General features: G+C 43.6%; 20 protein-coding genes. 1 reads left to right on the top strand and 19 read right to left on the bottom strand.

Features of this window, described 5'->3' with window-relative positions; translation table 11 throughout:
* Positions 1-2: 2 nt before the first annotated feature.
* From rplP to B9T10_RS06120, 17 genes are all read right to left on the bottom strand, one after another.
* A complete protein-coding gene (gene rplP / locus B9T10_RS06200) occupies positions 3-416 on the bottom strand; it encodes a 50S ribosomal protein L16 (protein WP_008315919.1) in 414 nt (137 codons plus the stop codon).
* 2 nt (positions 417-418) lie between these two features.
* Positions 419-1,108, bottom strand: a complete 690-nt coding sequence (rpsC, locus tag B9T10_RS06195; RefSeq protein WP_008315921.1) for a 30S ribosomal protein S3 — start codon at positions 1,106-1,108, stop codon at positions 419-421.
* 11 nt (positions 1,109-1,119) lie between these two features.
* Positions 1,120-1,446: a 50S ribosomal protein L22 gene (rplV, locus tag B9T10_RS06190; RefSeq protein ID WP_008315922.1), complete on the bottom strand. Its 327-nt coding sequence runs from the start codon at positions 1,444-1,446 to the stop codon at positions 1,120-1,122.
* A 9-nt stretch (positions 1,447-1,455) separates the two neighbouring features.
* Positions 1,456-1,728, bottom strand: coding sequence for a 30S ribosomal protein S19 (gene rpsS / locus B9T10_RS06185; protein ID WP_008315924.1), 273 nt, complete (start codon positions 1,726-1,728; stop codon positions 1,456-1,458).
* A gap of 15 nt (positions 1,729-1,743) precedes the next feature.
* Positions 1,744-2,568: a 50S ribosomal protein L2 gene (gene rplB, locus B9T10_RS06180; RefSeq protein WP_008315926.1), complete on the bottom strand. Its 825-nt coding sequence runs from the start codon at positions 2,566-2,568 to the stop codon at positions 1,744-1,746.
* A complete protein-coding gene (gene rplW / locus B9T10_RS06175; protein ID WP_008315928.1) occupies positions 2,568-2,870 on the bottom strand; it encodes a 50S ribosomal protein L23 in 303 nt (100 codons plus the stop codon). Before rplW ends, rplB begins: the two co-directional genes overlap by 1 nt.
* On the bottom strand, positions 2,867-3,472 hold the full coding sequence (gene rplD, locus B9T10_RS06170; protein WP_008315929.1) for a 50S ribosomal protein L4: 606 nt from the start codon (positions 3,470-3,472) through the stop codon (positions 2,867-2,869). Before rplD ends, rplW begins: the two co-directional genes overlap by 4 nt.
* Before the next feature lie 3 nt (positions 3,473-3,475).
* Positions 3,476-4,120, bottom strand: a complete 645-nt coding sequence (gene rplC, locus B9T10_RS06165; RefSeq protein ID WP_008315930.1) for a 50S ribosomal protein L3 — start codon at positions 4,118-4,120, stop codon at positions 3,476-3,478.
* Positions 4,121-4,188: 68 nt separating this feature from the next.
* The gene (gene rpsJ, locus B9T10_RS06160) at positions 4,189-4,500 is read right to left on the bottom strand and encodes a 30S ribosomal protein S10 (protein ID WP_008315931.1); all 312 of its coding nucleotides are present in this window, start codon (positions 4,498-4,500) and stop codon (positions 4,189-4,191) included.
* Positions 4,501-4,564: 64 nt separating this feature from the next.
* A complete protein-coding gene (tuf, locus tag B9T10_RS06155) occupies positions 4,565-5,755 on the bottom strand; it encodes an elongation factor Tu (protein ID WP_026165726.1) in 1,191 nt (396 codons plus the stop codon).
* An 89-nt stretch (positions 5,756-5,844) separates the two neighbouring features.
* A complete protein-coding gene (gene fusA, locus B9T10_RS06150; protein ID WP_094488886.1) occupies positions 5,845-7,941 on the bottom strand; it encodes an elongation factor G in 2,097 nt (698 codons plus the stop codon).
* Between the two features lie 104 nt (positions 7,942-8,045).
* Positions 8,046-8,516 carry a 30S ribosomal protein S7 gene (gene rpsG / locus B9T10_RS06145; RefSeq protein WP_026165725.1) on the bottom strand — a complete coding sequence of 157 codons (471 nt, stop codon included), beginning with the start codon at positions 8,514-8,516 and terminating at the stop codon, positions 8,046-8,048.
* A gap of 57 nt (positions 8,517-8,573) precedes the next feature.
* Positions 8,574-8,948: a 30S ribosomal protein S12 gene (rpsL, locus tag B9T10_RS06140; RefSeq protein WP_008316370.1), complete on the bottom strand. Its 375-nt coding sequence runs from the start codon at positions 8,946-8,948 to the stop codon at positions 8,574-8,576.
* Between the two features lie 96 nt (positions 8,949-9,044).
* The gene (gene fdhD, locus B9T10_RS06135) at positions 9,045-9,824 is read right to left on the bottom strand and encodes a formate dehydrogenase accessory sulfurtransferase FdhD (RefSeq protein ID WP_246782170.1); all 780 of its coding nucleotides are present in this window, start codon (positions 9,822-9,824) and stop codon (positions 9,045-9,047) included.
* Between the two features lie 32 nt (positions 9,825-9,856).
* Positions 9,857-10,885 (bottom strand): hypothetical protein, encoded by a 1,029-nt coding sequence (locus B9T10_RS06130; protein ID WP_094538095.1) that lies wholly within the window; start codon positions 10,883-10,885, stop codon positions 9,857-9,859.
* On the bottom strand, positions 10,882-11,721 hold the full coding sequence (locus B9T10_RS06125) for a PilW family protein (protein ID WP_246782169.1): 840 nt from the start codon (positions 11,719-11,721) through the stop codon (positions 10,882-10,884). Before B9T10_RS06125 ends, B9T10_RS06130 begins: the two co-directional genes overlap by 4 nt.
* Complete coding sequence (locus B9T10_RS06120; protein WP_008316366.1) at positions 11,675-11,878, bottom strand: prepilin-type N-terminal cleavage/methylation domain-containing protein; 204 nt, start codon at positions 11,876-11,878, stop codon at positions 11,675-11,677. Before B9T10_RS06120 ends, B9T10_RS06125 begins: the two co-directional genes overlap by 47 nt.
* Positions 11,879-11,931: 53 nt before the next feature.
* Between B9T10_RS06120 and dinB the strand changes: the two genes are divergently transcribed.
* Positions 11,932-12,987, top strand: a complete 1,056-nt coding sequence (gene dinB / locus B9T10_RS06115; protein ID WP_094538093.1) for a DNA polymerase IV — start codon at positions 11,932-11,934, stop codon at positions 12,985-12,987.
* Here dinB and B9T10_RS06110 read toward each other — a convergent pair.
* Positions 12,984-13,550 (bottom strand): TetR/AcrR family transcriptional regulator, encoded by a 567-nt coding sequence (locus B9T10_RS06110; protein WP_094538092.1) that lies wholly within the window; start codon positions 13,548-13,550, stop codon positions 12,984-12,986. The two genes, dinB and B9T10_RS06110, sit on opposite strands and share 4 nt — an antisense overlap.
* The gene (locus B9T10_RS06105; RefSeq protein ID WP_063455553.1) at positions 13,547-14,749 is read right to left on the bottom strand and encodes a multidrug effflux MFS transporter; all 1,203 of its coding nucleotides are present in this window, start codon (positions 14,747-14,749) and stop codon (positions 13,547-13,549) included. Before B9T10_RS06105 ends, B9T10_RS06110 begins: the two co-directional genes overlap by 4 nt.
* Between the last annotated feature and the right edge of the window lie 37 nt (positions 14,750-14,786).

The raw sequence follows: 14,786 nt of genomic DNA, 5'->3' as shown, positions 1-14,786 counted from the left end.
CCTTATAGTACTGTTCTAGCAACAAATGTTGTTTGAACAGCTAACTTAGCAGATGCTAAGCGAAACGCTTCACGTGCAACTTCTTCAGATACACCTTCGATTTCGTATAACACTCTACCTGGTTGAACTTTAGCTACCCAATATTCAACGTTACCTTTACCACTACCCATACGAACTTCTAATGGTTTGTTAGTGATTGGCACATCTGGGAAAACACGAATATAAACTTTACCACCACGACGAACGTAACGGTTGATCGCACGACGTGCAGATTCGATCTGACGCGCTGTGATGCGACCACGTGTTGTAGCTTTCAAACCAAATTCACCAAAGCTGACTTTATTACCAGCAAGCGCATTACCGCGGTTGCGGCCTTTACGCATTTTTCTAAATTTTGTACGCTTAGGCTGTAACATAATTATTCACCTTTCCTTTTAGCACGACGACCTTTATCTGCTGGTTGCTCATCTGCTTTCTGATAGTCGAATACTTCACCTTTGTAGATCCAAACTTTGATACCAAGGATCCCGTAAGTTGTTAAAGCTTCAGCAGTACCATAATCGATGTTTGCACGCAATGTATGTAATGGCACACGACCTTCACGATACCATTCCATACGAGCAATTTCAGCACCATTTAAACGACCAGAAACGTTGATACGGATACCTTCCGCACCTAATTTCATAGTGTTAGATACAGCACGTTTCATCGCACGACGGAACATTACACGACGTTCTAATTGCTGAGCAATACCTTCAGCAACTAAATATGCATCTAATTCAGGTTTTTTGATCTCTTCGATCGCTACGTGCACAGGGCAACCCATAATTTTGGTTAATTTTGCACGTAATTTCTCGATATCTTCACCCTTTTTACCAATCACAACACCAGGACGAGCAGTAAAGATCGTAACTTGTGCTGATTTGCTTGGACGAGTGATTTGAATTTTAGAAACTGCAGCTGCTGCTAATTCCTTACGAAGGAATTCACGAGCTCTGAAGTCAGCTTCGATAAACTCAGGAAATTCCTTGCTACTTGCATACCAACGTGAATTCCAATCCTTAGAGATACCTAAACGAATTCCGGTTGGATTAACTTTTTGACCCATTATAGTCTCCCTTATTCCGCTACTGTGATCGCAACATGGCTTGTGCGCTTAAGGATGCGGCTACCGCGACCTTTTGCACGCGCTCTCATGCGCTTAAGAACAGGACCAGCATCAACCATAACAGCTTGTACTTTCAAGCCGTCGATATCTAATGCAGCATTGTTTTCTGCGTTAGCGATCGCTGAGTTCAAAACTTTTTTCATAATGTCAGCTGCTTTCTTATCGCTGAATTCCAAAAGCGCTAAAGCACGCTCAACTGGTAAACCGCGAATTTGATCAGCAACTAAGCGCGCTTTCTGAGGAGAGATACGCGCAAATTTCATTGTAGCTGTTTGCATATTAAACTCCTATCGCGCTTTTTTATCTGCAACATGACCACGGTATGTACGAGTTAATGCAAACTCGCCCAATTTGTGACCGATCATGTTTTCAGTGATTAAAATTGGAACGTGCACCTTACCATTGTGCACAGCAATTGTTAGCCCAATCATTTCTGGAAGAATCATTGAGCGGCGCGACCAAGTTTTAATTGGCTTACGGCTGTTAGAAGCAAGAGCTTCTTCAACTTTCTTCATTAAGTGATGATCGATAAATGGGCCTTTCTTAATAGAACGTGGCATAAATTATCCTTTATCTTACTTATTACGATGACGAACAATAAACTTCTCAGTGCGTTTATTAGTTCTCGTTTTGTAACCTTTCGTTGGTACGCCCCATGGAGTTACAGGATGACGACCACCTTTACTACGGCCTTCACCACCACCGTGAGGGTGATCTACCGGGTTCATCGCAGCACCGCGAACTGTAGGACGAACGCCTAACCAGCGTTTTGCACCTGCTTTACCCAATACGCGTAAGCTGTGTTCACCGTTAGAAACTTCACCTAAAGTTGCTTTACAATCAACGTGAACGCGACGCATTTCACCAGAACGTAAACGTAAAGTTACAAATTGGCCTTCACGAGCAACTAACTGAACGCTAGCACCAGCTGAACGAGCCAATTGAGCGCCTTTACCTTCTTTCAATTCAACACAGTGAATGGTAGAACCCACTGGGATGTTGCGAAGTGGTAATGCGTTACCTGGTTTGATAGGTGCGCCTGGGCCAGACAATAATACTGTGCCTTCAGAAACACCTTTTGGTGCGATGATATAACGACGCTCACCATCTGCATAACATACTAAAGCGATGTGTGCAGTACGGTTTGGATCGTATTCAATGCGTTCAACGCGTGCAGGGATATTGTCCTTGTCACGTTTGAAGTCAACGATACGGTAATGTTGCTTATGACCACCACCAATGTGACGTGTAGTGATACGACCGTTGTTATTACGACCACCAGTTCTTGATTTGCTGTCTAATAAAGGCGCGTATGGCGCTCCTTTATGTAAACCTGGCGTCACGATCTTAATCATATTGCGACGACCAGCTGACGTTGGCTTAGTCTTTACAATTGCCATTATGCACCACCTACGAAGTCAATAGTTTGTCCATCAGCTAAAGTTACGTACGCTTTTTTCCAATCTTGTCTTTGACCAACGAAGCGACCTAAACGTTTTTGTTTACCGTTTTGAACCACTACCGTTACAGCGCTAACTTTAACGTTGAAATTTAATTCTACAGCTTGTTTGATTTCAAGCTTAGTAGCATCTTTTAATACTTTAAAGCAAATTTGACCCGCTTTTTCTTCTAAACGAGCTGTTTTTTCTGACGCGTGAGGCGCAAGAATAATTTGCATCAAACGTTCTTCTTTCATACTCATGCTAACCACTCCGCTACAGATGTTAATGCTTCTTGAGTCATAACAACTTTTTCAAATTGGATTAGGCTTACTGGATCAATACCTGCAGCATCGATCACTTGCACGTATGGCAAGTTGCGAGTTGCTAAGTATAAAGGTAAGTCGATTGCTTGAGTTACTAACAATACGTCTTGACCTACGTTCAAATCCGCAAGCATTTTTAAAGCTGCTTTAGTTTTTGACTCTGCCAATTCAATTTTTTCAACAACCACTAAACGATCTTGACGGATCAATTCAGATAAGATTGAAGAAATCGCTGCACGGTACATTTTTTTGTTAACTTTTTGTTCCCAGTTTTGTGGTTTAGCAGCAAATGTTACGCCACCAGCACGCCAAATAGGGCTACGAGAAGAACCAGCACGCGCACGGCCTGTACCTTTTTGTCTCCAAGGTTTGATACCGCCACCACGAACTTCAGCACGTGTTTTTTGAGCACGAGTACCAGAACGGCCAGCTGCTTGATAAGCAACAACCACTTGGTGAACAAGCGTTTCGTTGAATTCACGAGCAAAGATCGCGTCTGCTAATGAAATCGTTGAACCATTTTTAATATTTAATTCCATTGATTACCCCTTTGCCTTAACTGAAGGTTTGATAATCACGTTACCGCCTTTAGATCCAGGTACTGCACCTTTTACTAAAACGATATTTCTATCAGCATCGATACGAACGATTTCTAAGTTCAATGCTGTACGCTTAACGGCACCCATGTGACCTGTCATTTTCTTACCTTTGAAAACACGACCAGGATCTTGACATTGCCCGATAGAACCAGGAACACGATGTGATAATGAGTTACCGTGAGAATTTCTTTGACCTGCGAAGTTGTGACGCTTAATTGTACCTGCAAAGCCTTTACCTTGGCTGATACCAGAAACGTCAACTTTTTGACCCGCTTCGAATACTGAAGCTGTGATTTCTTGACCGAGTTCAAATGAAGCGATAGCGTCTTCGTTTACACGGAATTCCCACAAGCCACGACCTGCTTCCACTTTTGCTTTAGCAAAGTGACCAGCGGCTGCTTTGTTTACACGGCTTGCTTTTCTTACGCCCGTTGTTACTTGAACTGCAGTATAACCATCTACATCACCGTTTTTAACTTGAGTCACTTTGTTAGGAGTCACTTCAATAACGGTTACAGCGACGGATTCACCACTTTCAGTAAATACGCGAGTCATCCCCGCTTTACGTCCTACTAATCCAATTGCCATTTTATAACCTCAATATAGATAAATAACGAGAGGAAGGTTGGCCACCTTCTTCGCCCCAATAGGCTAAATTAGCCTAATTTGATCTGAACATCAACACCAGCTGCTAAGTCAAGCTTCATTAAAGCATCAACTGTTTTTTCAGTAGGATTGATAATGTCCATTAAACGCTTGTGCGTTCTTAATTCGTACTGATCACGTGCATCTTTGTTTACGTGCGGAGAGATCAATACTGTAAAGCGTTCAGTTTTTACAGGTAAAGGGATTGGACCCTTGATTTGTGCACCTGTACGCTTAGCTGTTTCAACAATTTCTTTAGCTGATTGATCGATTAAACGATGATCAAATGCTTTCAAACGAATACGAATTTTTTGGTTTGTCATTCTCTAAATCTCAAAATGATACGCCCCATGATAGACAGGGCGTATACTAGTTAAATTGATCCAATTACGCGATGATTTTAGCTACAACGCCAGCACCAACAGTACGGCCACCTTCGCGAATTGCGAAACGTAAACCTTCGTCCATTGCGATTGGGTTGATCAATTCAACAACCATCTTGATGTTGTCACCAGGCATAACCATTTCTACGCCTTCTGGTAATTCAACAGCACCAGTTACGTCAGTTGTACGGAAGTAGAACTGTGGACGGTAACCTTTAAAGAATGGCGTATGACGACCACCTTCATCTTTAGATAATACGTAAACTTCAGCTTCAAATTTAGTATGAGGCTTGATTGAACCTGGTTTAGCTAATACTTGACCACGTTGTACTTCTTCACGTTTTGTACCACGTAAAAGAACACCCACGTTATCACCAGCTTGACCTTGATCCAATAATTTACGGAACATTTCAACGCCAGTACAAGTCGTTTTCATTGTTGGTGTGATACCAACGATTTCTAACTCTTCACCAACTTTAACGATACCTGATTCGATACGACCAGTGATTACTGTACCACGACCAGAGATAGAGAACACATCTTCGATAGGCATCAAGAATGGTTTGTCGATTTCACGTACAGGTTCAGGGATATAGCTGTCTAAAGCATCAACTAATTTGATGATTGCAGGTACGCCGATGTCTGATTCGTCGCCTTCTAAAGCTTTCAAAGCAGAACCAACGATGATTGGCGTATCATCACCTGGGAAATCGTAAGTGCTTAACAAGTCACGAACTTCCATTTCTACCAATTCGATCAACTCAGCATCATCAACCATGTCAGCTTTGTTCAAGAATACAACGATGTATGGAACACCTACTTGACGAGACAATAAGATGTGTTCGCGAGTTTGAGGCATAGGACCATCAGCTGCTGAACATACCAAGATAGCGCCGTCCATTTGAGCAGCACCCGTGATCATGTTTTTAACATAGTCCGCATGTCCAGGACAGTCAACGTGAGCGTAGTGACGGTTTTCTGATTCATATTCTACGTGTGATGTAGAGATTGTAATACCACGTGCTCTTTCTTCTGGCGCTTTATCGATTTGATCGTATGCTTGAGAAGCACCACCGAAACGATCTGCACCTACTTTTGTTAAAGCAGCAGTTAAAGTTGTTTTACCATGGTCAACGTGACCGATTGTACCCACGTTTACGTGTGGTTTACTACGACTAAATTTTTCCTTAGACACAATATCACCTCAATTGTTAAAGAATGAATGAAAATAGCGCTATATTATAGCGCTATTTTTTATGTTTGCAAATCTAAAATGAATTTAGATTAGCCTTGGTTTTTCTTGATCACTTCTTCAGTAATGTGCGAAGGTGCTTCTTGATATTTCGCAAATTCCATAGAATAAGTTGCACGGCCTTGTGTTGCAGAGCGAAGTGCAGTTGCGTAACCAAACATTTCAGATAATGGAACTTCAGCACGGATCAATTTAGAACCGTATGCATCATCAATACCTTGTAAGTTACCACGACGACGGTTCAAGTCACCCATTACATCACCTAAGTAATCTTCTGGTGTTTCAACTTCAACTTTCATCATTGGTTCTAACAATACAGCGCCTGCTTTACGAGCACCTTCTTTGAAGCCCATAGAACCTGCGATTTTGAACGCCATTTCGTTGGAGTCAACTTCATGGTAAGAACCATCAAACAATGTTACTTTAACGTCAACCACTGGGAAGCCTGCAAGAACACCATTTTCCATTTGTTCTTGGATACCTTTATCAACCGCTGGGATGTATTCTTTAGGAACAACACCACCCACGATTTGGTTAACGAATTCGTAACCTTCGCCGGATTCTCTTGGTTCAATGCGTAACCAAACGTGACCAAACTGACCGCGACCACCAGACTGACGAACGAATTTACCTTCTTGTTCAACAGATTTTTTGATTGTTTCACGGTAAGCAACTTGTGGTGCACCTACGTTACATTCAACAGAGAATTCACGTTTCAAACGTTCAACGATGACTTCTAAGTGAAGCTCACCCATACCACCGATGATGGTTTGGCCAGATTCGTGATCTGTTGATACGCGGAAAGATGGATCTTCTTGCGCTAAACGAGACAATGCAAGACCCATTTTCTCTTGGTCGCCTTTCGTTTTTGGTTCGATTGCAACAGAGATTACTGGCTCAGGGAATTCCATACGCTCAAGCGTAATTGTATTCGCTTGATCACATAAAGTGTCACCTGTGGTTACATCTTTCAAGCCCACTAATGCAACGATATCACCTGCACGCGCTTCATCGATTGGATCACGATCATTTGAGTGCATTCTGAACATACGACCGATTCTTTCAGAGCGAGATTTCACAGGGTTATAAACTGAGTCACCTGATTTTATCACACCTGAGTAAACGCGGATAAACGTCAAGTTACCAACGAATTTATCGTTGATGATTTTGAACGCTAACGCTGAGAATGGTTCATCATCTGTAGAGTGACGTTCAGCTGGCTCACCGTTTGGTAATTCACCTTTAATGGCCGTTACGTCTGTTGGTGCTGGTAAGTAACGAACAACGTTGTCTAATACACATTGTACGCCTTTGTTTTTAAACGCAGTACCACACATCGCTGGGATGATTTCAGAGTTCAACGTACGGATACGTAAACCTTTGTAGATTTCTTCGATGGATAATTCACCTTCTTCAAAGTATTTTTCCATCATTTCTTCTGAACATTCAGCGGCCGCTTCGATCATCGCTGTGCGATACTCTTCAGCTTGCTCTTTTAAATGCTCAGGAATGTCTCTGTATTCAAATTTGAGGCCTTGGCTTGCTTCATCCCAATAAATCGCTTTATTAAGCACTAAGTCAACCACACCTTCAAAGTTTTCTTCAGCGCCAATTGGAATTTGAACTGGCACTACGTTTGCACGTAAACGCTCTTTCATTTGTTCCATTACGCGGAAGAAGTCAGCGCCTGTACGGTCCATTTTGTTAACGAACGCCATACGTGGCACTTTATATTTGTTTGCTTGACGCCATACAGTTTCAGACTGAGGTTGAACACCGCCAACTGAACAGTAAACCATTACCGCGCCATCGAGAACACGCATAGAACGTTCAACTTCGATTGTGAAGTCAACGTGTCCCGGAGTATCGATCAAGTTAATCAAATGTTCTGGGAACTGATTATCCATCCCTTTCCATGAACATGTTGTTGCAGCTGATGCGATGGTAATACCGCGCTCTTGCTCCTGATCCATACCATCCATAGTCGCAGTACCTTCGTGTGTTTCACCGATTTTATGGGTACGACCTGTATAGAATAAAATACGTTCAGAAGTTGTTGTTTTACCAGCATCGATGTGAGCACTAATACCGATATTACGATATCGATTAATTGGCATTGTACGAGCCATATCTTTTCCCTTCTATATTAGACAAATAAATATCTTAAAAATGACGATGCGGCACTACCTTGCTGATAGCACCGCATTACATTCATACTAAATAAATCACGCGACTACCAACGGAAGTGAGCAAACGCTTTGTTTGCTTCTGCCATTCTATGTGTATCTTCACGTTTTTTCACTGCAGCACCACGGCTTTCTGCAGCATCTAATAATTCTGCCGTCATTCTACGTGACATTGATTTTTCCGAACGTTTACGTGCAGCATCAATGATCCAACGCATTGCCAATGTATCGCGACGAACAGCACGAACTTCGATTGGCACTTGATAAGTTGCACCACCTACACGACGAGATTTAACCTCAACCTTCGGACGTACATTCTCTAATGCTTGTTCTAATACAGCCATAGGATCTTCATGACCCTTCTCTTTAATACCATCTAAAGCGCCGTATAAAATACCTTCAGCAACAGCCTTCTTACCAGAAACCATTACCATGTTCATAAATTTCGCCAACGTTTTGCTACCATAAACGGGATCTGGCAAAATATCACGTTTTGGGACTTCTCTTCTTCTTGACATGAGATACTCTCAATAAATACTAAATCCTAACTAAAAAGGCCTTTCATAGAATATCAATTATTCCTTAGGCTTCTTAGCACCATATTTCGAACGTCCTTGACGACGTTTCGCAACACCTTGTGCATCTAATGCACCACGAACTGTGTGGTAGCGAACACCTGGAAGATCCTTAACACGACCACCGCGTACTAATACTACGCTGTGTTCTTGCAAGTTATGACCTTCACCACCGATGTAGCTAGACACTTCAAAACCGTTCGTCAAACGCACACGACAAACTTTACGTAACGCTGAGTTTGGTTTTTTTGGTGTCGCTGTATAAACCCTAGTACATACACCACGGCGCTGAGGACAGCTTTGTAATGCAGGTACGTCAGATTTGTCAGCTTTTACCGAGCGTGGACGACGCACTAACTGATTTACTGTTACCATTAAAATTCAATCCTATGATTATAAAAATTATACATAAGCAAATCTTGGATATAACTATCCAAAGATGGGAAATTTTATAAGACTGTATAGAAAGTGTCAAGTTGCATAATGATTTACGCGCCCCTTTCGTGCAAAGCCCCAAAGAGAAAGATGGTATTTTTGTGCCATCCACACCGCTTTATCAGTGGGTGCTGACATTGTGATTAACGTTCGCACACGGGCTGCAATTGTTTTTTGTACAATCTCAAAACTTGCCCGTGAACTCATCAAAATGATGACATCTTGAGGATTAAATGCACTGTTCATCAATGCGCCAATCAATTTATCTAACGCCACATGGCGCCCGACATCTTCACGCGTCAATAAAATATTGCCGGCGCGATCACACAAAAACGCCGCATGAGAGGCACCCGTCATCTGCCCATAATATTGGCAAGCATCACTCTTTTTTAAAAGCGTTTGAATCAATGAAAAATCAATGGTTTCCGCTTTTTCTAATGGGGACAATGTTTTTTCCACCAAAGACAAATTTTCCACACCACACACACCGCAGCCTGTGCGCGCACTCATTTGTCTTTTTGTACCCTCTAAAAGACTCATCAAAACGGGTTCAATTTCAATGCGCAGTTCAATGCCATGTGTTGTATTCACCACTTCAACACCTAAAATTTGCGTCACATCATGAATGATCCCTTCTGTTAAGCTAAAGCCATAGGCTAAATCTTCAAGATCCATTGGCGTACACATCATCACCATATGGGCAATGCCGTTGTACACAAATTGAATGGGTTCTTCGCTGATCAAAGCATCCGCTTTCTCAAAAGTTTCTGCTTCGGTGTGTGTCGTCATTCTGCATTGTTTAACCGCGTCCATCATGCTTATTCCTTTGCTGAGTTATTGGCATTCTATCACTGCCCGAAGACATAACGCACTCTCTTTTGTGCACGGCACCCCACCTGCCAATCCTCATCCATCACCCATGGCTCACCATAAATGCATGGTTTTAAAATGATTGGTCTAGACTCTGAGAGCTCCCGCTCTGTTCGAATCACGCCCACCACCCCTTGCCCAAAAAATGGCTCACCTTCTAGATAGAGCGCCACCAAAGCCCGTTCATGCTGCTGATGGACACTCAGCCAAATGACGCCATCGACCACTCTGATCTGTTCAACCTGCCAATGCGCAATGCTCACTTGCCAATGCGTCGAATGCGTCTCATTGACATGATTGAGCATCAACAAACCTTCGCCTAAATGCGTTACACGCCGCACACTCTCTTGATGCACAACTTCAAGCGTTAAATGTTCAAAAGGTACTTTAATGCGCTCGATCATCACACCTGTAGCCGTCTGCCATAAGAGCACCCCTTCATAATGATCCGCCGTTAAACGAAAGCGCTGCCACAGCAATTGATCATCCGCATCATGATCCATCAAGGGTAAACGGTGCAATCCTTGTTGCTCAATCCTCAACTGCCAACCGTCTTTCTCACGCTGCACATCAATGCCATGCTCTAAAGACTCAATGGCGTGCTGCCAATGTACGGTTTGCGGAATCATCACATTCATTTGTAAAGGCAACGGATGCGCCTCATCTTGCAGCCAAACATAATGCGCCGACTGCCCATCACCACATTCATTGGGCAATTGTAATTGACTGAGCCACACGCGCTCACTCTCATGCCAAATCGACATACCCACCTCAGGTGGCACAATCTCATTGCAATGAGGCCACACGGTTCGCATCTTATCATCACTGACCACATTGACCGATTGACTCATGCGCAGCAACTTTTGTCGACTGAGCATCGCACTTTGTGTGAGATCCACATCATCAATGTATTGCCGGTGCACAATCAGCACCAAGCTGGCCAATAGATAAAAGGCGGCGGCCAACATTAATACAATCACGAGAATACTGCCTTGTTGACGTTTCATAGATTCAATAACCGAATGGAGAGTGATTTGCGGCGCGGTTCTGTGTCTCCTCGGACATACAGTGTCACATCCAGCAACGTTCGATCGAGCATCTGCCCAAGCACTAAGCCTTCAATGCCATAAAAACGCATGTGATTTGCGCCATCTAAAAAATTGTGCACCAATTGATACTGACCACTTTCATAGGTCACATAATAAAGGTCATGGTTGACTTTGTAATACTGAATGTAGCGATCCGCATCGAGTGTGCGCTGAACTTGGTGCGCCGTCTCTGGCAACACATACACCGCCCCTTGCCCTTCACGGCGATAACGCCCCGCCACCACATGCCGACAATCGGTGGCAATCAAATCCCCTTCACGGGCACCCCGCAAAGTTTGATCATTGATAATGATGTCATCAGATACCTGAAGCGGGGTTAAATGCGTCAGTTCTAACACATCAAACCCCGATAAGGATTTAATGTTCGTCGTTCCCCAATCGGGAAATTGTGTCTGTGCTGCCACCATCTTTTTAGTGCCCACATTCAGCGGCAACATTGAACGATGCACTTGTAATTTCGGCTCAGGCAAGTCAAGCCATTCAGGATGCGGACACAATGGCTCAAAAATTGCATCCCCTAAGTTTTGCCGAAGATAACTTACTGCCTCCACATAATCCTGCAACAACTCATAGCGACGAATCTCTTGATGGCTGCTCTTTGACAACACCATCCACACCGACACAAAACCCACAATTAAAATGAGCCCCATCGACATGCCCACCATCAATTCTGTTAACGTAAATCCATCACGACGAGGCATCATGACGCCCACCAAATGTCCGATCAAACTCATTTTCTTCCATCAAGCATTGCTCTTCTAATGCCGTCAATGCTTGATTGCGCACCATCAGCGTCATATGATGGCGATACGCGAGGGCTGCCACCGCGATGATGATCACCATCGCCATCAGCACCTCTATCAATAAAAACCCTTGTGCAGAGCGTTTCATGATGTTGCGCCTCTTGATTAACAACTCTTAAATTTTATATTCATATATTTACCATGACAAGAAAAATTCTCCATGTGGATATGGATGCCTTCTTTGCACAAGTTGAGCAGCGCGATCATCCACAATATCGTGGGCATCCATTGGTCGTTGGCAGTCCTGAGCGACGCGGCGTGGTTGCTGCGGCAAGTTATGAAGCGAGGAAATTTGGTGTCTATTCTGCCATGCCATCGAGCATTGCCCAGCAAAAATGCGACCATTTAATCTTTGTATCACCGCGTTTTGATGTGTACCGTGAAGTGTCACTGGCCATCCGCGCCATATTTGCACGATTTACAGAATTGATTGAGCCCCTATCTTTAGATGAAGCCTATTTAGACATCACACATAACTTTATCAATGAGCGCAGCGCCACGCGATTGGCACAAACAATCCAAACCTTGATTTTAGAAGAGCTCAATTTAACGTGCTCAGTTGGTGTTTCTTATAATAAGTTTTTAGCGAAAATGGCATCCGGCATGCAAAAGCCCTTTGGCATCACAGTGATCACCCCAAAGCATAGCCAAGCATTTTTAGAGGCGCTGCCGATTGCAAAATTTTATGGCGTCGGCGAGCAAACCACCAAAAAGATGCATGCCCTTGGGATTTATGATGGCAAAGATCTCAAAGCCCGCAGCCGCGAAGAGTTAAAGCTCCATTTTGGCAAAGCTGGGGAGACTTATTATCAATGTGTGCGCGGACAAGATGATCGGCCCGTTACGCCTAATCGCCCCACAAAATCAGTGGGCGCTGAGCAAACCTACGCCACTGATTTAATTGAGCAGCATGACATTGCTGAGGCGATTGATGAAATCATCCACATTCTATTGCCGCGTTTAATGCGTGAAAATTTCCATGGTCAAACCCTAACGCTGAAAGTGCGCTTTGCGGATTTCACAAGTATGACGCGCAGCAAAACCTTCTCAACACCCATTCCGCATGATGCTAAGCTGCTCACAGAATATTTTTGGCAACTGTTTGCCCTGCTGCCCAAAGCCCCCATTCGCTTAATGGGCTTAACGTTACAGAGTGAACAAGAAGGCTTTATGCAACAATTGTCACTGTTTGATTAAGCACGCAGCGCCAACTCAAACCATTGCCAAGTGGCCGCTAAGCGCTTTTGATAACGCTCAACGCCACCAAACAATAATTCTGTTTGTAGCCCATCCACCATCGCCATATAGTTTGCCGTAATGAGCGCTGTGCTCACAGATGCATTTATATGCCATGTTGATGATTCAATCGCCGCATGAATGATCACCTCCAATTCATCCATAAAGCATTGCATGTGCCCAATCACCTCATCACGCAGATGTACAGGCGGCGCATAAAGATTACGCAGCCAAAAGCGCACATGATAACTGCTCTCAAAGCGAGTCGAAATGCTCTCTAAATATGCATACAAAGCAGGTTTAATGGCGTCATTTTGCGTCATTACGGCCTGGACATAATCGAGCTCCGACTCAATCAAAATGGGCAATAGACTTAAAAACAATTCATCTTTACTACTGAAATGAGCATAGATGGAGGATTTTTTAATCCCCACATCTTCAGCCAATTCATTCATGCTGGTGCCCTCAAATCCTTGAGTGGCAAAACGCATCAATGCAACTTCTTGTAATTTCGCGGCGGTCACGCAGTTTTATCCTGACTGGCAAATATAAAAAGGATGCCCATTAAACCACAAATTCCAATGGCTAAGGGTAATACGCTGATGCTTTGCGCAAATAAGCTCACCACATACCCCATCAATGCTGGCAATAAATATTGCAATACGCCCATCACCGCTGATACTGCACCGGCTTGAGGGCCGCCATAATGCATGGTCAATGCCGTGACATTCCCAAGCACAAAGCCCAATGCACTGATTGCCCCTGCCAATAATAATGCATAAGGCACAATGGAAAGCGTCATCGATTGCGTCAAAATAAAGAGTAATAATGCAAAGCCTGTGTGCATCATCATCCCAATCATCAATAAACCTCGAGCAGACAATCCCTTCACTAATAAACGGTTGGCAACTGCACCAAAAATCACTAGTCCTGCTGAGTTTAAGGCAAAGAGATAACTAAAGTGCGTAGCGCTCAATGCAAAATGTTCGCGGAAAATGAAGGATGAACCGCCCACATACAAAAATAGTCCACTCATGGCAAAGCCTGATGCCATCGCGTAACACATAAATGTTCGATTGGTGAATTGTCCGCCATATGTTTTGGCAATCGCTTTTAAATTTAATGGCGTGCGTTTTTCAATGGCTAAAGTTTCTGGCACTTGTTGCCAAGCCCATAACAGCGTTATGCCGCCAATGATGGCAATGATGTAAAAAATGACGCGCCATTCCCCAAAGCCTAAGACAAAACCACCGAGCATCGGCGCTAAAATTGGGCCCAACATCATGGCATTCATCAACAGTGAAAACACGCGCGCTGAATCTTTTAAATCACAAGTATCCGACACAATGGCGCGCGGCGTTACAAGCCCAGCCGATGCACCAATGGCTTGAATAAAACGAGCCGCTAGCATCCATTCCACATTCGGTGCCAATGCACTTAAAACTGAACCGATGATGAAAATCACAATGCCAATCAATAATGGCAAGCGGCGACCATAACGATCCAGGAGCGGACCATACAAGCCTTGCCCAATCGCCAATCCTGCTAAAAAGATGGCGAGGGTTTGTTGCACTTTACCTGAGGAGATTTGAAAATCAGACGCGATGTCTGGCATCGCGGGGAGATACATGTCAATCGCCATTGAATCAAGAGCGGTGAGCAGCGCCATCAGCATGATTAAAGATGCTGTAATGATGCGCGTTTGAGTCTGTTGAGTATTCATACAATCCATTTTATGTGGGTGGGCAATGCCCAAAGAA

This window comes from Wohlfahrtiimonas chitiniclastica (assembly GCF_002252325.1).
Classification (GTDB): domain Bacteria; phylum Pseudomonadota; class Gammaproteobacteria; order Cardiobacteriales; family Wohlfahrtiimonadaceae; genus Wohlfahrtiimonas; species Wohlfahrtiimonas chitiniclastica.
Note: the sequence above shows the minus strand (reverse complement) of the source record. Positions and strands in the feature narration are given on the sequence as shown.